Source organism: Bacillus massiliigorillae (assembly GCF_000380245.2).
Classification (GTDB): Bacteria; Bacillota; Bacilli; order Bacillales; family DSM-1321; genus Bacillus_AD; species Bacillus_AD massiliigorillae.
Map to the genome: position 1 here is coordinate 116,695 of NZ_HG428742.1, position 24,537 is coordinate 141,231.

General features: G+C 36.1%; 26 protein-coding genes. 6 read left to right on the top strand and 20 right to left on the bottom strand.

Going from position 1 to position 24,537, the window contains the following annotated elements:
• Positions 1–90 precede the first annotated feature (90 nt).
• From TX86_RS16860 to TX86_RS16920, 13 genes are all read right to left on the bottom strand, one after another.
• Positions 91–1,587: a tetratricopeptide repeat protein gene (locus TX86_RS16860; RefSeq protein WP_042350725.1), complete on the bottom strand. Its 1,497-nt coding sequence runs from the start codon at positions 1,585–1,587 to the stop codon at positions 91–93.
• 113 nt (positions 1,588–1,700) lie between these two features.
• A complete protein-coding gene (locus TX86_RS16865) occupies positions 1,701–2,576 on the bottom strand; it encodes a LysR family transcriptional regulator (protein WP_042350726.1) in 876 nt (291 codons plus the stop codon).
• Between the two features lie 167 nt (positions 2,577–2,743).
• Entirely contained in the window at positions 2,744–3,943 is a 1,200-nt protein-coding gene (locus TX86_RS16870; RefSeq protein WP_042350728.1) for a M20 metallopeptidase family protein, read from the bottom strand.
• Between the two features lie 18 nt (positions 3,944–3,961).
• Positions 3,962–5,437, bottom strand: a complete 1,476-nt coding sequence (locus TX86_RS16875; RefSeq protein WP_042350729.1) for a sodium:solute symporter family protein — start codon at positions 5,435–5,437, stop codon at positions 3,962–3,964.
• Positions 5,434–5,634 (bottom strand): DUF3311 domain-containing protein, encoded by a 201-nt coding sequence (locus tag TX86_RS16880; RefSeq protein ID WP_042350731.1) that lies wholly within the window; start codon positions 5,632–5,634, stop codon positions 5,434–5,436. Before TX86_RS16880 ends, TX86_RS16875 begins: the two co-directional genes overlap by 4 nt.
• Before the next feature lie 196 nt (positions 5,635–5,830).
• Positions 5,831–6,472, bottom strand: a complete 642-nt coding sequence (gene hisIE / locus TX86_RS16885) for a bifunctional phosphoribosyl-AMP cyclohydrolase/phosphoribosyl-ATP diphosphatase HisIE (protein WP_042350732.1) — start codon at positions 6,470–6,472, stop codon at positions 5,831–5,833.
• Positions 6,469–7,227: an imidazole glycerol phosphate synthase subunit HisF gene (gene hisF, locus TX86_RS16890; protein WP_042350733.1), complete on the bottom strand. Its 759-nt coding sequence runs from the start codon at positions 7,225–7,227 to the stop codon at positions 6,469–6,471. Before hisF ends, hisIE begins: the two co-directional genes overlap by 4 nt.
• Before the next feature lie 23 nt (positions 7,228–7,250).
• Entirely contained in the window at positions 7,251–7,985 is a 735-nt protein-coding gene (gene hisA / locus TX86_RS16895; protein ID WP_042350735.1) for a 1-(5-phosphoribosyl)-5-[(5-phosphoribosylamino)methylideneamino]imidazole-4-carboxamide isomerase, read from the bottom strand.
• On the bottom strand, positions 7,982–8,617 hold the full coding sequence (gene hisH, locus TX86_RS16900) for an imidazole glycerol phosphate synthase subunit HisH (RefSeq protein WP_042350736.1): 636 nt from the start codon (positions 8,615–8,617) through the stop codon (positions 7,982–7,984). Before hisH ends, hisA begins: the two co-directional genes overlap by 4 nt.
• Positions 8,618–9,205, bottom strand: a complete 588-nt coding sequence (hisB, locus tag TX86_RS16905) for an imidazoleglycerol-phosphate dehydratase HisB (protein WP_042350737.1) — start codon at positions 9,203–9,205, stop codon at positions 8,618–8,620. It abuts the gene before it with no gap.
• A 21-nt stretch (positions 9,206–9,226) separates the two neighbouring features.
• Positions 9,227–10,498 carry a histidinol dehydrogenase gene (gene hisD / locus TX86_RS16910; RefSeq protein WP_154663161.1) on the bottom strand — a complete coding sequence of 424 codons (1,272 nt, stop codon included), beginning with the start codon at positions 10,496–10,498 and terminating at the stop codon, positions 9,227–9,229.
• Positions 10,499–10,512: 14 nt separating this feature from the next.
• Positions 10,513–11,154, bottom strand: coding sequence for an ATP phosphoribosyltransferase (gene hisG / locus TX86_RS16915; RefSeq protein ID WP_042350739.1), 642 nt, complete (start codon positions 11,152–11,154; stop codon positions 10,513–10,515).
• Positions 11,154–12,332: an ATP phosphoribosyltransferase regulatory subunit gene (locus tag TX86_RS16920; protein WP_042350740.1), complete on the bottom strand. Its 1,179-nt coding sequence runs from the start codon at positions 12,330–12,332 to the stop codon at positions 11,154–11,156. The genes hisG and TX86_RS16920 overlap by 1 nt, the downstream gene beginning before the upstream one ends.
• Before the next feature lie 547 nt (positions 12,333–12,879).
• Between TX86_RS16920 and TX86_RS16925 the strand changes: the two genes are divergently transcribed.
• The 3 genes from TX86_RS16925 (at position 12,880) to TX86_RS16935 (ending at position 15,082) form a co-directional block, all read left to right on the top strand.
• Complete coding sequence (locus TX86_RS16925; protein WP_042350742.1) at positions 12,880–13,884, top strand: processed acidic surface protein; 1,005 nt, start codon at positions 12,880–12,882, stop codon at positions 13,882–13,884.
• Positions 13,885–14,550 (top strand): class D sortase, LPxTATN-specific, encoded by a 666-nt coding sequence (gene srtD, locus TX86_RS16930; protein WP_042350743.1) that lies wholly within the window; start codon positions 13,885–13,887, stop codon positions 14,548–14,550.
• Positions 14,551–14,767: 217 nt separating this feature from the next.
• Positions 14,768–15,082: a hypothetical protein gene (locus TX86_RS16935; RefSeq protein ID WP_042350744.1), complete on the top strand. Its 315-nt coding sequence runs from the start codon at positions 14,768–14,770 to the stop codon at positions 15,080–15,082.
• Positions 15,083–15,089: 7 nt separating this feature from the next.
• Here TX86_RS16935 and TX86_RS16940 read toward each other — a convergent pair whose 3' ends face one another.
• The 4 genes from TX86_RS16940 to hprK form a co-directional block, all read right to left on the bottom strand.
• Positions 15,090–15,635 (bottom strand): acyltransferase, encoded by a 546-nt coding sequence (locus tag TX86_RS16940; protein ID WP_042350746.1) that lies wholly within the window; start codon positions 15,633–15,635, stop codon positions 15,090–15,092.
• A 2-nt stretch (positions 15,636–15,637) separates the two neighbouring features.
• Complete coding sequence (gene ppaX / locus TX86_RS16945) at positions 15,638–16,285, bottom strand: pyrophosphatase PpaX (RefSeq protein ID WP_042350747.1); 648 nt, start codon at positions 16,283–16,285, stop codon at positions 15,638–15,640.
• A 98-nt stretch (positions 16,286–16,383) separates the two neighbouring features.
• Positions 16,384–17,205 (bottom strand): prolipoprotein diacylglyceryl transferase, encoded by an 822-nt coding sequence (gene lgt / locus TX86_RS16950; protein ID WP_042350748.1) that lies wholly within the window; start codon positions 17,203–17,205, stop codon positions 16,384–16,386.
• Positions 17,206–17,239: 34 nt separating this feature from the next.
• Positions 17,240–18,178: an HPr(Ser) kinase/phosphatase gene (gene hprK / locus TX86_RS16955; RefSeq protein WP_042350750.1), complete on the bottom strand. Its 939-nt coding sequence runs from the start codon at positions 18,176–18,178 to the stop codon at positions 17,240–17,242.
• A gap of 597 nt (positions 18,179–18,775) precedes the next feature.
• On the opposite strand from hprK, the gene nagB reads away from it, so the two are divergent.
• The 3 genes from nagB to TX86_RS16970 all read left to right on the top strand — a co-directional run bounded on the left by nagB (position 18,776) and on the right by TX86_RS16970 (position 21,211).
• On the top strand, positions 18,776–19,507 hold the full coding sequence (gene nagB, locus TX86_RS16960; RefSeq protein WP_268258262.1) for a glucosamine-6-phosphate deaminase: 732 nt from the start codon (positions 18,776–18,778) through the stop codon (positions 19,505–19,507).
• 30 nt (positions 19,508–19,537) lie between these two features.
• A complete protein-coding gene (locus TX86_RS16965; protein WP_042351191.1) occupies positions 19,538–20,260 on the top strand; it encodes a GntR family transcriptional regulator in 723 nt (240 codons plus the stop codon).
• Between the two features lie 249 nt (positions 20,261–20,509).
• Positions 20,510–21,211 (top strand): N-acetylmuramoyl-L-alanine amidase, encoded by a 702-nt coding sequence (locus TX86_RS16970; RefSeq protein ID WP_042350752.1) that lies wholly within the window; start codon positions 20,510–20,512, stop codon positions 21,209–21,211.
• Positions 21,212–21,735: 524 nt separating this feature from the next.
• On the opposite strand, the gene TX86_RS16975 is transcribed toward TX86_RS16970, so the two are convergent.
• The 3 genes from TX86_RS16975 to TX86_RS16985 form a co-directional block, all read right to left on the bottom strand.
• Entirely contained in the window at positions 21,736–22,827 is a 1,092-nt protein-coding gene (locus TX86_RS16975) for a DUF4097 family beta strand repeat-containing protein (protein WP_042350753.1), read from the bottom strand.
• Positions 22,828–22,854: 27 nt separating this feature from the next.
• Positions 22,855–23,163 carry a magnetosome magnetite crystal formation protein family gene (locus tag TX86_RS16980; protein WP_042350755.1) on the bottom strand — a complete coding sequence of 103 codons (309 nt, stop codon included), beginning with the start codon at positions 23,161–23,163 and terminating at the stop codon, positions 22,855–22,857.
• Positions 23,164–23,475: 312 nt separating this feature from the next.
• A complete protein-coding gene (locus TX86_RS16985) occupies positions 23,476–24,393 on the bottom strand; it encodes a hypothetical protein (protein ID WP_042350756.1) in 918 nt (305 codons plus the stop codon).
• Positions 24,394–24,537: the final 144 nt, after the last annotated feature.

Consider the following 24,537-nt stretch of genomic DNA (forward strand, 5'->3'; position numbering starts at 1 on the left):
TTCAAATCAACTTTTTTATTCCCTTCCGCTTGTTCAAGACACCCTAACTCTAATCCTATATAACGAAGGAAATAACGTCCAAAAATCTGCTCAATATAGTAAGCTGTTCACTATTTTTACATACTTACGCAATGTCGAAATAGAAACACCATACTTTACGGCAAGATCTTTTTGAAGTAACAGTTCGTTCGTCATCTTACTCCACACATATTCTACCGCCCCTGCCCATGCTGAAGGATTGGAAAACTTTATGCCTTCTTTCCTTGCTTCTTCATAAGCAGAAAACCAGATAATAAATAAGCCAGATTCGATTAGTGTTATTGGATGATATTGTTTATATAATAATTCTGCCACTTCATCGATAAAATAAACAATGGGTTCTATTGTATCACCATTATTTATAAGGCGAACATAACTATTCTCAATCGTTGAAAAAAGTTCGTTATTTAGTATAGCCGAATGATGAGCTAATTGTTTCTTATCAAAGCTATGCTTGTATAAGAATAAACCTAAAAGACGCTCTTCGATTAGTTCACTTTCTAATTTTTTCACAATAATATCTATTTGATGCTCAAAAGATTCTAAATTAGCATGAATCATTCCCCATGGTTCTAACCCTTCTTTATCAGGATTTATAGTGAGTACTTTTTTCCAAGCGCTTTTGGCACTTCGCTCATAACCAAGATGATGCGAACTGTAAGATAACCAATAATAGAAAGTATCATCACCTTCAAAGCCTGATTTCTGAAGACGCTTTAACCACATATATGCTAGTTCGAATTTACCAACTAAGGCAAAAGTGGCACCTAATTTATATTGCTGCTCCGGAAGAATTGGACGAATCTTCTCAAGGGATGCTACAACTACATCTACTTCTTCTGCATTCTTCTCATAGAAATAGAACACTACTAAATTACATAGCGCATGCAAATTCCCAGGATTCTTCTCTAACACTTCCTCTAGTATATGAAATGCTTCTTGACGTTGTCCTAAATAATAATGAGCTAGCGCTAAATTATTGTAGGCAAACCAAAATTCCGGATTATTTTGAATGGTCTCTTTTAAGACATCAATTGCTTTTTCAAAATCACCCGTTTCAAGATATTCTCTTGCTTTTTCTTGTTCATGAATTAACGTATCTTGCTCAAATAGACTTTCTTCTGTCTCACTATTCTCTAATGTAATGAGCTCTATAAGATCCTCTGCATCCTCAATAAATTCTCCATGCTTATCTTTGTTTATATATTCATTCGCATGTCGATATGCTTCTTTAAACAAACCAAGATGTGCATAATTATTTGCAAGGAAATAATGACACTCAGTCATATATGGATCTAATTGTGAGATAATATCTTCTAAGATAACATTCGAATCACTATATTCACCTAAATCTGTGCAAACAATAGCTAATTGGCATGCAATCATCGGCTCAAAAGGCTCTAGCTCAAATGCTCTTCCAAAATATTTTTTTGCTTTATATAAATCACGACGATGGTAAGCTTGTAATCCTTTAGAGAAATAATATTCTCCTGTTGGATGAAACGACAATATTTTTGCTGTTTGTATTGAATGAGAATCCTTTATCATGTAATCCTCCATAAATTGTTGATTAACCTAACTATTATACCATATTTTTACGTTTTCTCAAAAGAACACGCATAGTCAAGAAAGTGAAACAGTAACAAATAAGATATATCACTTTATTCACCAAACGTGTGCCAAATCTCTTTCACTAATTGTAGAAATGTTTGTATGACCGCTTCCTGTGAACGGTCTTTTAAATAGATAATGGAAGTATCAAGCTTCTTAGGAAACTGATGCAAAATAGATAGAGAACCATTTTTAATTTCTTCTTTAATAATTGCGGAACCTAAAATGCCTATGCCTGTTCGATTAACAACAGCACGTTTAATCGTCTCTTCACTATTACATTCTATAATTGTTTTTGGGTTATAGTTCAAATCTGAAAACAGCTGTAACTGACTTTTAATCGGATCGATACTTTTATCATTCAAGAAAGGCAAGTTATTCATAATATAAGATTTATCATGCTTCTGCAATACCTCAGTCGAAACCACCAATACTAAATCTTCACTTTCAATCACCTCTGATTGAATTTCAGGAATATCACACATTCCTGCAATAATTCCGATATCAGCTTGGTTCGAACAAATCATTTTAGCCACTTCAATACTGTTGCATGATTTTAAACTAATCTCTCCATTAGGATAAAGCTTGAGGTAAGAATGTAAAATGCTTGATAAATAATGCGAACAATAGAACTCAGGGCTCGCAATGATAAGCTTTTCATAATTCTCATCTAACCTCTTTAAATCCTCTTCCATTTCTTCTAAACTCTTAAATATTTTATCAACATGTTGCTTTAATAACTGTCCTGTTGGTGTTAAAAATGTTTGTTTTCCTATACGAGTAAAAAGCGGATGCCCTATTTCTTTTTCTAAAGCTTTAATTTGAAATGTGATCGTAGGTTGGGTATAACCCAAATGTTCTGCTGCTTTCGTTAAATTCAAGTATTCAGCGGCTACCTTAAACGCCTTTAAATTTCGCAGTTCCATACATTATCACCTACTTTTCTTAGCCATATATTCTAGCATTCGAGACCATCTTACAGGAAAAAATGAAGTTGAACAAATAATATTCATTTTATTTTAATAATTCTATACATAAACTAAGAAAAAAAAAGCAATGCAATCATTTCCTGATTACATTACTTTTTACAAACCTATTTAAAGCTTGGTTTAATAACACCATCTGAAAGATAATTTAACACAGTTGCTATAAATACTTTACCGATTGTTAACATAGCACTTTCATCTACATCAAACTTTGGATGATGATGCGGGTAAGTCGCCTTGATAGCTGGATTTCCCCCACCAACAAAAAAGTACATACCCGGTACTTCTTTTTGATAATAAGAAAAATCCTCACTTCCCATCATCGGCGGTACTCGTTTCACCTGCTCTTCATCAAAAACGAGCTTAGCCATTGCCTCTACACGATTTGTTTCAGTAGCATCATTGTACATCGAAGGAGCATCTCGTAAGTACTTATACTCAAACGTTGCACCCGCGCTATCACAGGTTGATTTCACCATTTGTCCTATTGTTTCTTCAATTAAATCACGTACATCTTCTTCAAATGTACGCACTGTACCCGTAATCTTCACTGAATCTGGTATCACATTAGGAGCTTGTCCACTATGAATGGAACCAACTGTTACAACAGCAGACTTAAGAGGGTCTATTCTTCTACTAACAATCTGTTGCAAGTTTAGAACAACTTGGCAGCCTAACACTAACGGATCAACAGTTAGATGTGGTTGAGAGCCATGCCCACCCTTACCAAATATCTCGATTTCAAATTCATCCGCCGCCGTCGACATATAGCCTTCTCCTACACCAATTTCTCCAACTGGCATTGTCGACATAACATGAGCTCCATAAATCACATCTACTCCATCTAAGCATCCGTCTTCAATCATTGGCTTAGCACCACCAGGAGTAAGTTCTTCAGCAAATTGATGAAGAAAGACGATTGTTCCACTAATGTCATCTTTCACTTCACTCAAAACCGTTGCAACACCGAGAAGGGCAGCTGTATGAAGATCGTGCCCACATGCATGCATCACACCAGGAATACGAGATTTATAGTCCACTTCCTTCTCATCTTGAATCGGAAGTGCATCAAAGTCTGCTCGTAACGCTACCGTCTTCCCAGGCTTTCCTCCTTTGAGGATACCAAGTACACCTCTTCCACCAACTCCTGTTTTCACCTCTACCCCTAGACCTTTTAAGTAATCCGCAATCTTTTTTGGTGTGTTTACTTCTTGAAATGAAATTTCGGGATACATATGAAGATCTCGACGAAAATGAACCATTTCCGGATAGATTTCATGTAATCTACTAAATATTGTTTCAATCATTGTTAAGACTCCTATCTATTATGCTATATCTACTGAATCAACTTTTGAAACTGCTAGCTTTCTCGTCATCATACTAACGAGAATCATCACTACAACATTGAAGAATAAAGCTATAATTCCGATATCTAAATCTTTAATTACGCTTGGTAACGAAGGAAATAAAGTACCAAAAGATGAATTATTAATGGTTGTATACATAACTGCTCCAACACCTGTAATCATACCTGCAGCGGCACCATATTTTGTTACAAAGTTTCGCTTCATAAAACTGAATAATAATGCAGGCAATAATTGCGCAATAAAACCGTATCCTAACAGCAATAAAGTGACGATTGTATTTCCTCCATTAATCGTAAAATACACTGCAATAATCGCAATTACTGGAACCAATAATTTAGCCAATAGAGCTACTTGTTTATTAGAAGCGCTCGGTTGAACCTCTTTATAAACATTTAAGGAAAGAGATGTAGCGGTTGACATAATAAGCATCGAACCTGGAACTAACGCCGTTAATAATCCCGCTGCACCTATCAAACCAACAAACCACGGATCAAACGTTTGAATTGATAATTGAAGTAACGCAAGATCAATCTCTCCACCCTTCAACCCCGGTACTTGTTCGATTGCGGTAAATCCAACGAAAAAGACAAATAATAACATTAACGAATAAATAGGTTGCATAATTGTATTTTTTCTAATGGCTTTGCCACTCTTTGACGAATAAATCGCTCCAAAAAGATGAGGCCATACAAGTCCTCCAACCGCACTTAATAACGAAGCTGATATAAACCAAGAAATACTTAACCCTTCTTTAGGCAACGTAAAAAAGCCAGGTTTTACGTTTTCCACAGCCTCAAACATTGGCTGAATGCCTCCATAATAATGAAAAGGTAAGTAAAGACCTAAAAACAATACAATAAAGAAAATCATGAAATCTTTTAATACTGCTGTCCATGCCGAACCATGTATACCTGAAATCATCACATAAACCGTTAAAATACTTGCACCTATAATAATGGCCGTTGTAGAAGAAATTGTTCCGTACGATGCAACAGAAACAATCATCCCTAACCCTTTTAATTGGAGCACTAAATATGGAACCATCGAAATAACGCCAATAATCGTTACCAAAACACCTAAGAAACGACTATCATACTTACTTTTGAAAAAATCAGATTGAGAGACTAATTTATGTTGCTTTGCATATTTCCATATAGCAGGAGCTAACCAATACATCACAATGATGGATAGCGGTAAATAAATAATCATATAAGCCGCTGGAATTCCTTTATCATAAGCCCAGCCGCTACCTCCTAGAAATGTAAACGTTGTGTTCATTTCACCTGCAAGTAGAATAAAAATGAAGAATGATCCAAGCCCACGACCACCTACTGCCCATTCATCCAAATCCATACTACGGCCTTTTTTTGCCTTAACACCTAAATAAAGCGAAATACATATAAAAACTATGATTACGATAAGAGCTGCGTTCATTCTTCATCACCTTCTTGATTTGCAGGATCAAGTTTATAAACAACGTATAAAATCCCACTAATTAATACCGTCCATATAACCACCCAAAACAAAAGAAATGGCATACCTAATACATATATCTGTACCTTGTTAACAAGTGGTAACAAGCCTAATGCCAAGACAAAAGGAATGATTGATAAAATGTGTATCAACTTCATCCATTTAACCCCCATAACTATAATAAATGCATATATATTAACAAAACTGATTATTTATAATAATAGCAAAACAATTCCCACTCAGTGATTGAAGTTTTAAATGGTTACCATTCAATATGTTAATATATGAATTTGGCAGCAAAAAAAAGAACATAAGCCGCTTTCTATAAGCATTGCTCATGTTCCTTTTAATCTTCTATTCTTCTTTATTCTTATCTGCGTGTCTTTGCTTCAATGCAGCAATTACATCAGAGAATGGTAGGTTTTGTTCTTTCAACAATACTAACAAGTGAAAAATCAAATCCGCACTTTCCCATTGCAGTTCATCATGGTCGCGATTCTTAGCAGCAATAATAACTTCTGCAGATTCTTCTCCGACCTTCTTCAAAATTTTATCTACGCCTTTTTCGAATAAATATGTAGTATATGAGCCTTCAGGGCGTTCTTTCTCTCTTTGATTGATCAGTTCTTCTAATTGATATAAGAAAGCGACATCTTCCTTCTTATTAGCCACTTCTGCTTCATATAAAACTTCCGTAAAGCATGATGTAGTACCTGTATGACATGCAGGTCCGTTTGGTTTTACAAGGACAACAAGTGCATCTTTGTCACAATCATATGTGATAGATGTAATACGTTGTGTATTTCCACTAGTTTCTCCTTTATGCCAAAGCTCACTTCGAGAACGGCTGTAAAACCATGTCTCTCCTGTTTCAATTGATTTTTGTAACGATTCCTCATTCATATATGCTAATGTTAATACTTCTTTTGTTTCAGCATCTTGTACGATTGCTGGAATTAAACCATTGCTATCAAATTTTAATTGTGTGCCATTCATCGAACATTCACTCCTTCTTGTTGTAAATACGCTTTGACTTCCTTGACGGATGTTTCTTTATAATGAAAAATCGATGCTGCTAATGCCGCATCCGCTTTTCCTTCATTAAATGCTTCTTTAAAATGCTCAGCATTACCAGCACCACCCGAAGCAATAACTGGAACACTTACGGCACTGCTTACAGCACTCGTTAAAGCTAAATCAAATCCTGCTTTTTCACCGTCACAGTTCATACTAGTCAATAAAATTTCACCTGCACCACGTTCAACGACTTCTTTTGCCCATTCAATAACGTCTCGTTCCGTTTCACGTCTACCACCATGTGTATATACTTTCCATGAGCCTGTACTTTCATCATACTTCGCATCAATAGCAACTACGATACACTGTGCGCCGAAATATTGACTACCTTCATTAATTAAGCTTGGATTTTCTACAGCTGCTGTATTTAAAGACACCTTATCCGCACCTGCTCTTAAAATGCGCTTCATATCTTCCAAACTATTAATTCCTCCACCAACTGTGAAAGGAATAGCTAGCTGTGAAGCCACATCTTGTACGACTTGAACCATTGTTTTTCGTCCTTCGTGTGAAGCAGAAATATCGAGAAAAACAAGTTCATCCGCACCTTCTTGATCATAAAACTTCGCTAATTCTACTGGATCTCCAGCATCGCGAAGACTAACGAATTGGATTCCTTTTACTACACGACCTTCTTTTACATCCAAACAAGGAATAATACGTTTTGTAATCACTAGTGCTCCTCCTTTTCTCTTCGTTATGCTTTCACACAGGCAAGTGCTTCTGCAACCGTAAAACGATTACTATAAATGGCTTTACCAACAATAGAACCTGATACGCCCGAAGCATATAATTTAGATAAATCCGTAATATCCTCTAAACTACTAATGCCTCCTGATGCGATAACACTCTTTCCTGTTTCCTTCGCTAATAATTCAGTTGCTTCAACATTTGGACCAGATAACGTACCATCCGTTGCAATATCAGTAAAGATAAATACTTCTGCACCAGCTTCTGCAAGCGTCTTACCTAGTTCAATTGCCGTTACTTTCGATGTTTCTAACCAACCGTGTGTGGCAACCATACCGTCTTTCGCATCAAGACCAATCGCAATTGCTGAACCATACTTTTTCAACATCTCTTTTGTGAATTCAACATTTGATACAGCTACACTACCAAGAATAACTCTTTTTACACCATTTTCTAAATAATAAGCAATATCTTCTTCCGTACGAATACCTCCGCCGATTTGCACATTTACTTGCAACTCTTTGGCGATTTTAACAACATGCTCGTGATTTACGCCTCGCCCTTCTTTTGCTCCGTCCAAGTCGACCATATGAATCCATTCTGCTCCTTGGTCTACAAAGCTTTTCGCCATTTCAAATGGACTATCACCGTACACTGTTTCTTGATTATAATCCCCTTTAAACAAACGGACACATTTGCCACCGCGCATATCTATTGCTGGATATATTGTAAATGTACTCATGCTTTCACCTTCGCCTCCACAAGTTGCAAATAATTTTTCAATAAATGCATGCCTAACTCGCTGCTTTTCTCTGGATGAAATTGCATGCCAATTACATTAGCTTTACCAACAATGGCAGGAACTGTTTCATAATAATCTGTCGTTGCAATGTTCACGTCTGCATCTTCACTTTGCAAGAAATAAGAATGAACAAAGTACACATAATCTTCATCACAATCTTTTAAAATGGCATCTTCACGGTTAAACTTCAGTTTATTCCAACCCATATGTGGTACTTTATAAGCTTCACCGTCTTCTGACGTTCCATTGAAACGAACAATTTTCCCAGGTAATAATGATAGACCTTTGCTATAGCCGTTCTCGTCGCTTTCTTCAAACAATAGCTGCATGCCTAAACAAATGCCTAATAAATAGCCTCCATTATTGGCATACGATACAAGAAATTGATCTAATCCTTTGTTTTTCAAAAGCGACATCGCATCATTAAATGACCCAACACCCGGTAGGATAATGCCGTCTGATTTTTCTAGCTCCGATACTTGATCCGAAATGAAATATTTCACTCCTAATCGTTCAAGTGCTTTACTAACACTAAACAGATTTCCCATTCCATAATCAACAATACCAATCATCTATAACATTCCTTTCGATGAAGGAATACCCTTAACACGGCTATCAATCGTTGTTGCTTCATCTAGTGCACGGGCCATTGCTTTGAAAATCGCTTCTATAATATGGTGCGTATTGTGACCATAGTGAACAATGACGTGTAAATTCATTCTCGCTTCTAACGCTAGCTTCCAAAAAAATTCATGCACTAACTCCGTATCAAATGTACCTACCTTCTGGGCAGGTAACTCAGCTCGAAATTCTAAATGTGGACGATTGCTTAAATCAATTACTACTTGAGCAAGTGTTTCATCCATTGGAACAAAGGCATTGCCATAACGCTTAATGCCCCTCTTATCACCTAGAGCTTGAACAATGGCTTGGCCAAGACAAATACCGATATCTTCTGTTGTATGATGATCATCTACATCCGTATCACCTTTTGCATTTACTTCTAAGTTAAAATGACCATGCTTCGCAAATAAATCAAGCATATGATTCATAAACGGAACTCCTGTATCAAGGCTAGATTTACCTTCTCCATCAATTTCATATGCCAATTTGATATCCGTTTCCCCTGTTTTACGCTCAACTGTTCCTTTACGCACCATTGAATATACCCTCCCTAATTCTCATTTCTTTCTTATATCAATCGCACGAGCATGCGCTTCTAAACCTTCTAACCTTGCAAAAGCAGCTATTTTCTCAGCATTTCGTTCAAAGTCAGCTTGACTATACATAATGATGCTTGATTTCTTTTGGAAATCCTCAACATTCAAAGGGCTTGAAAAACGAGCTGTTCCATTCGTTGGCAACACATGATTAGGACCCGCAAAATAATCGCCAACAGGCTCGGAGCTATATCGTCCTAAGAAAATCGCTCCTGCATGACGAATCTTCCCTAATAATGACATCGGGTCTTTTGTTAACACCTCAAGATGTTCCGGAGCAATTTCATTTATAGCTTCAATTGCTTCTTCCAATGTTTCCGTTACAACAATTTTTCCGTAGTCTTCGATCGACTGACGAGCAATTTCTTGACGTGGTAATGTTGCTAGTTGCGCTTCTATTTGCATTGCTGTTTCCTCTGCTAGCTTCATAGAGTTTGTCACTAGAACACTACTTGCACGAGTATCATGCTCTGCTTGTGACAGCATATCAGCAGCTACTTCAGCTGCATTTGCTGTTTCATCTGCAAGAACAGCAATTTCACTTGGACCAGCAATCATATCAATATCTACATCTCCAAATACTTCACGCTTAGCAAGGGCAACATAGATATTTCCTGGACCTGTAATTTTATCAACGCTCTCAATACTTTCTGTACCATATGCAAGAGCAGCAATTGCCTGTGCTCCACCCACTTTGTATATTTCCGTTACTCCAGCAATCGAAGCAGCTGCTAATACGAAAGCTGGTAGCTTACCATCTTTACCTGGAGGAGAAACCATTACAATTCGCTTTACCCCTGCTACTTTGGCAGGTAGCACATTCATAAATACCGAAGAAGGATAAGCCGCTGTCCCACCTGGTACATAGAGTCCTACTGAATCCAACGGTGTAATTTTTTGTCCAAGCATCGTTCCTGACTCTTCTGTAGAAATCCATGTGTTACGACGTTGTTTCTCATGAAAGCTTGCAATATTCTCTGCTGCTTCTTTCATGATATCTAGCATCTTTTCATCTACTTCTGCTACCGCCGCTGTAATTTCTGCTTCTGTCACTCGAAATTGCTCTATGTCCACTTGATCAAACGTTTTCGTATAATGACGTAGTGCTGTATCTCCTTGTTCACGAACTGCTGCAATGATGGATTGAACCGCTTCTCGTTGTGCAGCCGTTCCAGAGTCTACAGACCTTTTTAATGAAAGGTTTCCTGTTCTTTTTTCGATTCTCACAGTCATTCCTCTTTTCTTCATTAAATTGTTGCTTCTTGTTGAATTACTTCTGATAAACGATCCACTAATTCCGTAATACGTTTTTCTTTAATGCGATAAGATACTGGATTAGCTATTAAACGAGACGTTACATCCGCGATTTTCTCGTATTCTACTAAACCATTTTCTCTCAGTGTTTGACCTGTAGATATAATATCCACAATACGTTCTGCTAAACCAATTAATGGTGCAAGCTCAATCGAACCATTTAATTTAATAATTTCCACTTGCTCGCCTTGTTCACGAAAGAAACTTGACGCAACATTCGGATATTTACTCGCAACTTTCGGCGCAACATCACTTAACTTCGTATTCGGCAAGCCCGCAACAGCCAAATAGCAACTACTAATCTTCAAATCTAATAGCTCATATACGTCTCTTTCTTCTTCGAGCATAACATCCTTACCTGCGATGCCAATATCCGCAACACCTTGCTCTACATAAGTTGCCACATCCATTGGTTTTGCTAATATAAAACGAATATTCTCTTCTTCTACTTCTAAAATTAATTTGCGGTTATCGTCGAACTCAGGAGGAAGTTGGAATTTCGCTGCACGTAATAAGTCCACTGCCTCTTCAAAAATCCGTCCCTTTGGCATGGCAATAGTTAATGAATCCTTCATTACAATTCCTCCTTTCGACTACCAATCATATACTGCACAGATTGAAAATTTTTCGTAAATGCATCTAAATCCGTTACCCCCGTTACTTCTTGCAATACGACAGCTTCTCCATTAGCACGTAATTCTTTTGCTAAATTAATTGCTTCCATTCTGCGTTCATTACTATATAAAACGCATGTCATATCATGGTCTTCTTCAATATCTCCAAGCGCTTCTAACAAACGATCCATAATAATAGCAAATCCAGTGGCAGGAGCATGATAACCGAATTTATCTAATAAATTATCATAGCGGCCCCCATTACCAATTGGTAAACCAACATGATTCGCATACACTTCAAAAAGAATACCCGTATAATAATTCATATGACTGACTGCTGTTAAATCAAAACTTACGTAAGAATGAACGTTGAATTCTTGCAATTGCTTCCAAAGAACCTCTAACTGCTCAATCGCATGAATACTCTTTTCATCTTCTAAAATATCCTTGCCAGGTTGGAAAATTTCATCTGTTCCTCTTAATGAAAGCAATCCTAGCAGGCGTTGCTTATCAATAGAAGATAAAGGTAATGACTTAACATGCTCACGATAACCAACGTAGTTTTTCTCAAATAAATATTTTCGACATTGCTCTGCTCGTTCTTCGTTGCCAAGAATATGTAAGAAGAGTTGCTGTACAAAACCAATATGACCAATTGATACTTTAAAATCTGTTAATCCAGCAGCCTGCAAAGTAGAAATGAGTAAAGCAATCGATTCTGCATCTCCGCTTACCGTTGAATTACCGATACACTCTACACCGATTTGTTCAAATTCTGCAGGGCGACCACCTTCTCTTTGTTGAGCACGATACACATTAGCTGAATATGAAAGACGAAGTGGAATTCGACTTTGCAATAATTTCGAAGCAGCTACACGTGCAATTGGAGATGTCATATCCGGACGTAATACGAGTGTATGACCTTGTTGATCTAATAACTTAAATAATTGCTGATCCAGAATAGCCGATGCTGCACCCACTGTTTCATAATACTCAAGGGCAGGTGTTTCTAACATTTGATAGCCCCAGCTATTAATCTCTTGTAACATCTTATTACGAACCTTATTTCTCGCTCCATATAATAGAGGCAATGTATCTCTCATACCTAATGGTTTTTCAAACATAAAAAGCTTCGTCATTCCCGTCACCTTCTTTTCGAATATTCCGATAAAATAATCGTAACCTATTTACCTTATATTTTCATCTAATAAGAGAAAACTTAGAGCAGTACATTTTTACAATAACTTTTTATTGCCCTTATTAGATAAAACAGACTCCATTTATAGTTACTTGATTAGTATATGCTCAAACACTTTAGTTCGCTAATATACTAATAAAATAAAGTTATTTGTAGTTTACATTCCAAACATAAGGAAGTCAAGACATACAAATCATTCCAATAAGAAAAACCGGCACTGGTCTTTTTTGAATGATGTTTATGTACATTGATTTACTCCCACTCAAGAAAGAGCTATGCGGCAAAAATAAGACGAGCTGTTCTCGAAAACCTGCTCTTGGTTTTTTAAAACAGGTTGGCTTATTTCCGAGCATAGCAGGTGTAAAGTTAGACGTTGTTAAAAATAGATATGGTCTTATTTACCAATATTTCTCTCTATTGTAAATTGTCGAAAAATAGTATAATTTTGTGGAATTATTTTATTTTTTTAACAATTAGGGGGATTTTACTTGAAAGTTATTATTGCAACAGTTTTATCAACATTATTACTTTTCGGAGGAAGCTTTTCTGCTCAAGCTGCGGTTAACACTACTGAACTTCAAAGTTATTTAAAAGAAATTCAACTAACTGAAGCTGAGCTAACTTCATACTTAGCAACGTATGACTTAACGCTTGATGATTTTGAAGATCTTACTGAATTACGTGATACATTAGGACCTCGTGTGACAACGGAAACAGTAAATGACTTGCTAGCAGATTATGGTATGACTCGAGAAGAGTTAGAAAAGCTATTGAAAGAATACGATGCATTAGAAGATGGTAAAACGATTGAAGAGTCTTTCCTTTTCACTTCTGATATTGAGGAATATATTTGGTTAGATAACGATGCTACTGGAGATGACGACTTATTAGCTGGCTTTGATGATTTTTTTGCTGAGCTAGGTATTACAGAAGCTGAGATGACGAAACTAACAAATCATATTGTAAGTGTTATCGAGAAAGATCCAACAATAATGGATAAAATAGATGCATTAGCTAGCCAAATGGAATCATTTGAGGACTTTGAAACAGTAGATGAACTATCACCTGCTCAGATTTCTCAATTGTTAAGCATTACTGATCAAATCAAAAATCTATTACAATTAGACTTTTCTTTCTATCTTGTAAAAGATGGCGTAAAAACTCCAATTTCTTTTGAAAACTTATTAAAGTTAACTGATGCAAAAGGCGCTAGTTTATTCGTAGAAGTTTACAGCACTTCTGGAGAATTACTATTAGACTTTACACTAACAGGTGAAATGATTAACGGTGATCTTGTTCAAAAGCCAGGTCATATTATCGAAAATACGAAAGATAAAGTAGTTGCCAAACCTATTGTGAACAAAGAACACAAAACAGAAAAAGGTGCAAAATTACCTAACACTGCTGGAAACTACATGGGTACTTTCTTATTCGGTCTAGCATTACTAGGAGCTGCAATATTCACTTTTAGAAAAGCAGGAGCTGTAAAGTAAGTGAAACCAACTAAGCCTCGCAAACAAAAAAAATGGATTCTTCTCATTTGCGCTTTGTTATTGCTAATAGGCGGTGCATATTTCACTACAACAAACGCTTATAAATTATTAGTCGGCTATACGATGTACAAATGGAATAAAGTAGTGGTTAAAGAAGATACGACGGAACCATCCTCTAAACCTGTTTCTACCGTTAATAAGAAGCAGGCAAATACCGTGAGATATAAACAAACCCCAAAGGTTGGCGAATTGATGGGGGAGCTCTATATTCCAAAGCTGGATAAAACACTGCCTATTATTCATGGAACAGATGAAGACGAACTAGCAAAAGGCGTTGGTCATTTCGCCGGCTCTGTTTTACCTGGTGAACGGGATAATTCCGTTTTATCTGGACATCGCGATACAGTCTTTCGCCACCTAGGTGAAATAGGAGTTGGCGACGAACTCGTTACTACAACAACTGCAGGAACCTTTACTTTCAAAGTAAAGAAAACGCGTATCGTAGACAGTGACGATCGAACTGTCATTGTTCCAAAAACAAAGCCAACATTAACCGTTACGACCTGCTATCCTTTTAATTTCATAGGCGATGCACCAGAACGTTATATTCTAGTCGCTGAGCTTGTGAAAAAGGATTTGAATACGGTTTTCGTTGCTAGTAAATAAAGAACCGTCTATCTCTTTTTGAGGTAGACGGTTCTTTTTGAATGGATTGTGCTCCTAGATTCGTTTTTCTACTCATATATTTTGTTCTCTGCTCATATATTTTGTTCTCCTTCTACTTTGTACCACAAGATTAAACATTCTAGACGTTAAATCTTGCAACAAAAAGTTCCTTTATAACGTCAAATACTATAAAATAACTTTTTCAAAGGAGATTGCTATGAAATTATCTATATTCCCTCTCATTCTCTCGTGTTTAATTAGTATTGGTTGTAGTGTCCAAAATGAAAATGATGAAATAAAAGGAGAGTTTAATCTTGAAGGTAAAGTTATTGAATTAGATACAAACAACAATAGGCTTTTATTAGATGAATCATCTAATGGTCATACGTGGGTAACGTTACCCGAGCATGACACAATAACAAGATATGAGAAAAATGATAGTATCGTCGTCTGGGTAAAAGCCATGAATGCATCTAAGTCTGACAAAACTGAAGCATTAAATATTGAATTTCAACCACCAAAAAAGGACTGACTAAATGTCAGCCCAAGTTTTCTTTATCTACACCATAAATCGGATCATCTTTCCAGCGTTCCGCAAGCTGCTCTTTCGTATATACAACACGCATTGGATTGCCTCCGACAAAAGCGCCTGCAGGTACATCTTTATGTACAACTGTTCCCGCTGATACAATGGCTCCGTCTCCAATTGTGATACCTGGAAGTATCGTTGTATTCGCACCAATCATCACTTCACTACCGATTTCAACATCACCGAGTCGATACTCTTTAATTAAATATTCATGAGCTAGAATCGTTGTGTTGTAACCGATGACAGTATTACGTCCAACTGAAATTTTCTCTGGAAACATAACATCAAGCATGACCATGAGAGCAAATGATGTTTGATCGCCTACTTTCATGCCGAGAAATGTTCGATAAAGCCAATTTTTCATAGACAAAAACGGTGTATATCGTGCTGTTTGTATCACAACAAAATTTCGAACTACTTTCCAGAAAGGAACTGTTTTATATACGTGCCATAATGAATTTGCGCCTTCAACTCGATATCGTACCGTCTTTCTCATTCTCACTCAACCTTTAAAATACGTAATAGATCTTTCATATTTTCGAGCATATAGTCTGGCTTAAATGTTTCCAAATGTTCTCTTCCTTGTACAGTCCAAGCTACACCTGCTGTTAATGTTCCCGCATTTTGTCCAGCAAGAATATCATGAGAGCTGTCTCCAACCATAATCGCTTCTCCCGGTTTAGCATGTAGCTGCTCTAAAGCTTTATTAATAGGCTCTGGGTCTGGCTTTGCGTTCTGAACATCATCAAGAGTAACAATAACATCAAAGAAAGGCTCTAGCTTGCCAATTTTTAATCCTTTTAACACAGCCGCTCTTAATTTGGTTGTAACAATACCGATTTTGAATCCCGCCTCTTGCAAAGCTTCAACAGTCTCTAGTACACCATCGTATTCCTTCACTAATGCATCATGATTCTTCATATTGTATTCACGGTAATAAGTAACCATTTCATCTACTCGATTTTCATCAACTGTACGAAATGAATCGACTAATGGTGGTCCAATGAACTTCAACATATCTTCACGACTATATTCATTAGGATAAAAATGATTAAGTGTTTCAGTAAATGACGCTAGTATTAAATCAATTGTATTAATGAGCGTTCCGTCTAAATCGAATAATACCGTATTGATGTTACGAGACATATGTGACTTCCTTCTTTCTTTACAATTCAGTGTATATCTAAACGGATGCAGCCATTTTAGGTTGCATCCGCAAGCAAGTTTATATTGTTCAAACTTTATTACATATCTTTATATCTTGCATTACTAAAGCCTTTTACACGTCTAACAATAAGAGTAAGAACAGCTCCTACAATTAACACGATAGAGATAAATTGCGCCATTCTTAAAGTGTCTGTTAGCATCAAGCTATCTGTTCGCATTCCTTCAATAAAGAAACGACCAATGCTATACCAAATAACATATGTTAAGAACAATTCCCCACGTTTTAAATTTACTTTACGTAATAGCAGCAAGATAATTACTCCTAAGATATTCCAAAGTGATTCGTATAAAAATGTCGGATGATAATAGGCTAAACCACTCACACCATCAATATACATTTGATTAATAATCCAGTCTGGAATCATTAAATTCTCAAGAAACTGTCTACTAACTTCACCGCCATATGCTTCTTGATTGATAAAGTTTCCCCAACGTCCAATCGCTTGTCCAAGTAATAGGCTAGGCGCTGCAATATCTGCAACCTTCCAAAATGAAATTTTCTTCACTCTACAGAATACAATAGCAGTTAGTACCGCACCAATTAACGCACCATGAATCGCGATTCCACCATTCCATATCGCAATAATTTCTCCAGGATGCTGCACATAATAATCCCACTGAAAAATAACGTAATAAATACGTGCGCAAATAATAGAAATTGGAACTGCAAATAAAATTAAATCTAAGAAGATCTCCTTCTTTAAACCTCTTTTATCTGATTCACGTAATGCTAAAAGTAAACCTAACAATAAACCAGTACCAATAATCACACCATACCAATGGACAGACAATGGTCCCAATTCAAATGCAATAGGATTAATAGGATCTAATTTATCCATTTCCTTTCATCGCTCCCTTCCCCTAACTAACCTTTTAATATGTATCTTCGTGATCTCCTTCATCAATTACTTCAGAAAGCTTCGTAGTAAACTGCTGAGCAGCATTCATTCCCATTCGTTTTAATCGGAAATTCATAGAAGCTACCTCGATAATAACAGCTAAGTTTCGTCCAGGTCGAACTGGAACTGTTAAACGTGGAATTTCTGTATCAATAATCTTCTGCTTTTCATCATCTAAACCTAAACGATCATAATGTTTATTTTTCTCCCAAAGCTCAAGATTAATAATTAATGAGATTTTCTTTGTGCTTAGAACAGCCCCTGCTCCAAAAAGCGTCATAACATTTATGATTCCCAATCCACGAATCTCTAATAAGTGTTCAATTAAATCAGGCGCAGCCCCAACAAGTGTGTCTTGATCTTCTTGACGAATTTCAACACAATCGTCTGCTACTAGTCGATGTCCACGCTTCACTAGCTCTAATGCTGTTTCACTTTTACCTACGCCGCTTTTTCCTGTAATTAAAACTCCTACACCATAAATATCAACTAATACACCATGCACAGCTGTTGTTGGAGCTAATTTACTTTCTAAATAATTCGTTAAACGACTAAATAATCTCGTCGTTTTCATATGAGAACGCAGTACTGGAACTGACTCTCTCATAGAAGCTTCAATTAACTCTTCTGGCACTTCTTGATCACGCGTAACAATAATACCTGGCGTAATATCTGTACAAAGCATATCCATACGATGCTTTCTTTCATGTGCACTCAATTTATTAAAAAAAGACATCTCAGTTTTTCCTAATAATTGCATTCTTTCTGCCGGATAATATTCAAAGAAACCAGCAATTTCAATTCCAGGTCTTGATAAGTCACTAGTTGAAATCGGCTTATTGATGCCCTCTTCACCACTGATTAGCTCTAAATTAAATTTTTCAAGTATATCTTTCGTACGAACTTTCGCCAAATGTAATCCTCCTTAATTCAAACACAATCTATTTACTCCGTCCTAATTAACTAAAAAAATCCCACTCGAAATCTTTCGTCAATAAGAAGCCGTTTGTTTAAACTAACCAACGGCAGGGATTAATCCCGTTTGATGGAAGTTTCACTTTATTTTAGCACTAAATACATTAGAACCAAATATGAAGAAAAGAATTATGTAAGAATGGCTAAATCTAACACCTAATCTATAAACTATATTACCCAAAGTTTAACTTAGATTATAACTCGAATAATATTTAATCTGCATTTCTGCTACCTTTTACTTTAACGTATCAAATAACCTCATCCTACCAATCTGCACTTATTTTTTATTGGAATAATTTGCACAATGTCTTCATAGATACTGGTATAGACATCCATTTGTCTGAATTGATAAAATATATGTAACAGTAGACCCGTTATGAAACCATTACTCATGTATACAATCACAGAGGAAGCATTACAATAGGAAAAATACATATTTAGTAATTCCCCTATAGAAATGAATGTTTCCAAAGTAGGAATTGCATCTATAAAACCTTAAACATGTTTTTTAAACTCATCTGAGTAGGTGAAGATATTGCGATTCGAAATCATACGTACAGAAAACTATGAAAAGATGAGCCTCTTTGCGGCTCAAAAAATGATTACTAAGGTTAAAGAAAATCCTAGATCTGTTTTAGGCTTGGCTACTGGAAACACACCTGTAGGATTATATAAATATTTAATACTAGACTATAAAACAACAGGTACGTCATACAAAGAAGTACGAACAGTAAATTTAGATGAATATATAGGTCTAGACAGAGATAATAAAAACAGTTATTTTACATTCATGAGAAAAAGATTGTTTAACCATATTGATGTAAAATTACATCATACAAGTATACCTAATGGAGTCGCTCCAAATTTGGAAGAAGAAACTGTGCGGTATGATAAGTATATCCAAAAAATCGGTGGAATCGATATTCAGATATTAGGTATTGGTCACAATGGTCATATTGGATTCAATGAACCAGGCACATCTTTCAAAAGTAGAACACATGTGGTTACATTAGCTGAAAGTACACGTAATGCTAATGCCCGTTATTTTAATAATATAGATGAAGTACCAACGCATGCAGTAACAATGGGAATTCAAAGTATTATGGACAGCAAGGAAATTATTCTTCTAGCTTCAGGAACTTCAAAAGCAGAGGTTATAAAGCGTCTTGTATATGGAGAAATTACGGAGGAGTTCCCTGCGTCTGTTCTTCGTTCACACAAAAAAGCAACCATTATCGCAGACCAAGCTGCTTTACAACTTATTTAAAGCAGCTTTCAAGGAGCTATAGAAATCATGATGATTGATAAAAAATCACCCGTCCCAATATATCACCAACTTGAAGAACTAGTGAAAAGCCAGATTGATTCTGGTTTTTTACAACCAGATCAATCAATTCCATCTGAACGGGAATTTGCTGAGCAATATCAAATAAGTCGTATGACCGTACGACAAGCATTAACCAATCTTGTAAACGAGGGCTTCCTTTATCGAAAAAAAGGAACAGGTACATTTGTCAATAAACGAAAAGTAGAACAAGTTTTACAAGGGATGACTAGCTTCTCTGAGCATATGATTGAACGTGGATTAACACCGAGCAGCCAATTACTCTCATACGATACCGTTCCCGCAAGTCGTTCCGTTGCAAAAAGGCTTGAGATTGAACAAGGACAGGAAGTCTTAAAGATCGAACGTATTCGTCTTGCCGATAATTTACCGATGGCTCTTGAAACAGCTTATATGCCTATACAATTAACAAAAGGGTTAACGAAAGAGCAAGCGATGGATTCCATCTATCAATTCATCGAGGAAGATTTATCACTTAAAATCAAAGATGCTCATCAAGAAATAGAAGCTAATGCTGCCAGTTCTTATGAAGCAAAATATTTACTAATCGAGAAAGATAGCCCTGTTTTACGTATTATACAAACATCGTATTTAGAAGATGATACACCTTTTGAATATGTAAAATCTTCATTTAGAGCAGATCGCTATCGCTTTTATAACCAATTGAAACGTTAAGAAGAATAAGGCTGTTCGCCAAGTGATTTACAATCCCTTGGCGAACAGCCTTATTTGCTTCATTATAAATTAAAACTTGATTATCATATTAAAATCCTATTACTTAGTACCCTTTATTGAAGCGACCTTATTCGCGATAAAATTATAGAGAACTGGGCTTATCAATGAGCATCTTTTTCCCTTTATGGACGCTACTTTTCGTACGAGCCTTCATATCATAATAAGACAAGTTAAATAAGGAGGGGGAAAATGAAAATTGTTATAGATGCTGGGCATGGCTATAGTACTGCCGGAAAACGAAGTCCTGACGGATTACAAGAATATGAGATTAATCGCTCCATCGCTTCTTATGCTCGTCAGTTTCTTGAGTCGTACCAAAATATTAGAATCATCTTCACCCATAGTGATAAACAAGATGTACCATTACAAACACGGGTCAAAACAGCTAATTCTCTGCAAGCAGATTGCTTCGTGTCTATTCATTCAAACGCTGCAGGTCACGGAACAGAATGGCATAGTGCTTCAGGAATTGAAACATATATTTATAACTCAGCAAGCCAGAAATCACGATCATTAGCGGATAAAGTACAACAAAACTTAATTATAGCTACTGGGTTAAAAAACCGCGGTGTTAAAACGGCAGACTTCTATGTACTTCGAGAAACAAAAATGCCAGCAATTCTTGTCGAATGTGGATTTATGACAAACAGCGTGGAAGTAAAACTGCTTAAATCAGAGACCTACCGAAAAGCATGTGGTGAAGCGATTGCTAAAGCAATTGCAGCCGAATATCATTTACAGAAAAAATTAATACCACTAGTTACTACTCCAACCATTGGCTCATACAAAGTCCAAATAGGAGCTTTCAAAAGCAAGCAACTAGCAGATGCCTTAGCACAAACTTTAAAGAAACAAGGATATGAGCCTTATATCATTTTCGAAAAGCAATAGCATGATGAATAAGAAAAGCGCAAGCGCCCTGCTTAGCTCCGTATGTGCTGGAGCCCGCCGACTGAGATAAAGGAAACACGAAGAGACGCAAGTCGATTCGATGTTGACTTATCGTAGGGAGGTTGGCGAAGTACACTAGGAGCTGGGTGCTGGAGCTAGACAATAAGAAAAGCGCAAGCGCCCGTTTTGCGACGTATAGATTGGAGCACTTCGACTGAGATAAAAGAAAAACCGAAATGTGGAGAACGCCCGTTTATCGGTGACAAGCATAAGGCAAGCTGGCTAGAAGGTCGCTTTTAACCTTCTGGACTGATTGACTTATGACCTCGAGCCGATGGCGTTCGGAACTAGACAACACGAAGAGGCGGTAGCCGATTTGATGTTGACTTATCATAGGGAGATGAGCGAAATCTACTAGTCGCTGGGCGCTGGAGCTAGACACAGCACAAATTTATATACATTCTTCTCTCTTAAAAAAGCCCTAAAGCTAAGCTTTAGGGCTTCTATCTCGTTAACTTTATATTTTACATTTCTTGTTTAACAGAAATATGACCTGTTTTAGTGTCAGCTGACAGCGTCATTGTTACTGGCTGTTCATTTTCAAATTTCAATACTTTTTGAATAACTTCTTTCTTCTCCTCTAATACCTTCATGCCTTGAACATCAACATGCAAACTTCCTAAGTTAGCACGAACCTCTCCCGATACTGCCACAACACTAGGTACAGTTACATTAATAGAACCCGAAGTCGATTTCACTTGTAAATTTTCAGCTTCATTATTAAAGTCTTCAACGAAGATACCACCATTAAATGTTTCTAATTCAGCATATTGGAATGCACCCTTCGTTTTAACCGCTCCATTAATAGTTTCACAATTTAGCTTTGTAATATTCATACCCGTCAATTCAATATTACCGTTCACAGTATCAATTTCAGTATCTGCGCTTGTTAAGTCATTCAAGATAATCTTACCGTTAGCGGTCTTGATTTTCAGTTTATCCACGGCTAATGCTTCAGCTGAAATGCCTCCATTGAATAAGCGCATACGCATCTTTTCAAACTGTACTTTTGGCAAATATACCTTGCTGTTTACCTTCATCCACTTCTGTCCAACCATGTAATAGAGCTTCGAATCACGTACATCAAATGTCACTTCTTCGAGTAACATTTTTCTTGCATCCGCCTCATTTTCTGTGCGATATACTTTTGCTTCACACTCTACTTGAGCACCTTCTTGATCCCAAGCAATCAGCTCGACATTACCATTCGCTACTTCAATATTTATATCCTTAGCAGAAGCATCTGGTAAATGGAAGATATGTGTAATATCTGTACTCTTTGAAAAATCAAAGTCTAAATCTTTTACTTTCGTAACTAAATGATCAACAAAATCCAAAATCATATCTTTTGCAGAAGCAACCTTCTTTTCAGTAGATTGTTGCTCTTTCTCTTCATTTACAACAACAACTGTAGATAATTCATTCATCATTTCCGTCTCTTTATCACTCTTTGTTTGATTTTCTTTCTCTAACATTTCTAACAATGTAAGAGCCTCTGTAGCAGTAATTTTTCCCGCTTCAACCAGATTAAGTATACGTTTTTTCTCTTCGTTCATTGTAAATCCTCCATTCATAATTAACGATTAGTTGATTAATAACTTGACGCCTCTTATTAAATTCCATATAAAAATAATTAAACTAGCAATACCAAAAATAACAAAGGTTGTTAATAATAACACTGGTACATCCGTTGTTTGTGAAAAATCATAAAACGCCGCTAGGATTACTACAGGGATAAATAATGCCGGTATTACATGAGATAGCAAGCTTGACTTAGCATGCTTCTTCACAAAAGAATCCTCACTTGCAAAATAAATAATAATCGGAACTATGAAAGGTGCAAATAGTACGCTGAAATAACAAATCGCTGATAATACTTTATTTGTGTCCAAGCTCCATACACTCCTCATGTCTTTCTGTTGTTACCAAGTATTACGATTCCTTACTGAAAAAGTTTCATTAATTTTTCGAAAGTGATCGAGCGAACACATTTCTAATCTAATAAAATACAAAAGTCGAAGAAAATACTACTATAAGGTATACCCAAAAGAAATAATCTTAAGCATCAAAAGCCACTAACAACGATATATGATTCAAGGAGCGATTTTAGAATTCCTCCTAAATCAAAAAGGCTATTTCAAAAGATATTCACACTAATCTCTTGAAATAGCCCTTTTTTGTAAAAGTTTTAACTAACGATGAAATTAATAATTCGTAACCTCATTTAATTGAGTATCTACTTTATAGCCTTTTCCCTCTTTATCAACAATTTTATAAGAAATTAATTGATATGATTTAATTTTGGAAACGGGAACTGGATGAACTCTTTCACCGGATTCACCAAAAGTTTCACCATTCATAATCGTATTATCAATGTTAATTGTATCCACTATATTTTGTCCATCTTCAAATTCAAATTTAACTTGTGCTAAGAATGACTTAACAGGCATAGATGAATTATTTTTCATTTCATATGAATAGACAACTCCACCAAAAGCATCCACTTCACCTGTTGGCTTTACTTCGATAGTAAAGTCATTTAACTTAAATGGAGGGTTATTTACAACTTCTACTGATTGTTCCCACGTTTTCTCAATGCTTTTTAGTTTAGGATCAGCTTCATAATATGTACCTTTAGTATCTATAATTTTATATTTCAATAGTTGATAAGATTTAATCTTCGAAACTGGCTTAGGATATATTTTTAATCCAGGTCTATTCAAAGAATCCCCTTTCATTAAGGTATTCGCAATGGTTAAAGATTTAACCTCACTTTGTCCATCTTCGAATTCAATTTTAACATCTGCATATAAAGTTTTAACTGGTATAGATGAATTATTTGTAACTTTATAAGAATAAGCTACGCCACCAGCACTATCAATTTCTCCTGTCGGTATCACTTCTATTTTAAAATCATCTAATTTAAAAGGTATCTTTTCCGTTTTTTCTTGTTGCTGATTTTCCTTCTCTTGATCCATATTTCCTTCTGCTTTCTTTTCATTCGAAACCTCTACTTTTTCACCAGAACTCTTATCGCTTTTTTCTTCAGTCGAGGAAGAACTACATCCATTTATTATTAATAATGAAATAGTAATAAAAACTAAAAAACTAAATTTTTTCATTTTAAAAATCTCCTCTCCTTATTGAAAATCTTATACATATATTATAACAAATATTCAGAATAATATCTGTGAATCATTATTTTGAAATAACAAAAGAAGCCCGATAAGATAGTCAAACCATCTTATCGGGCTTTCTCCATTTAA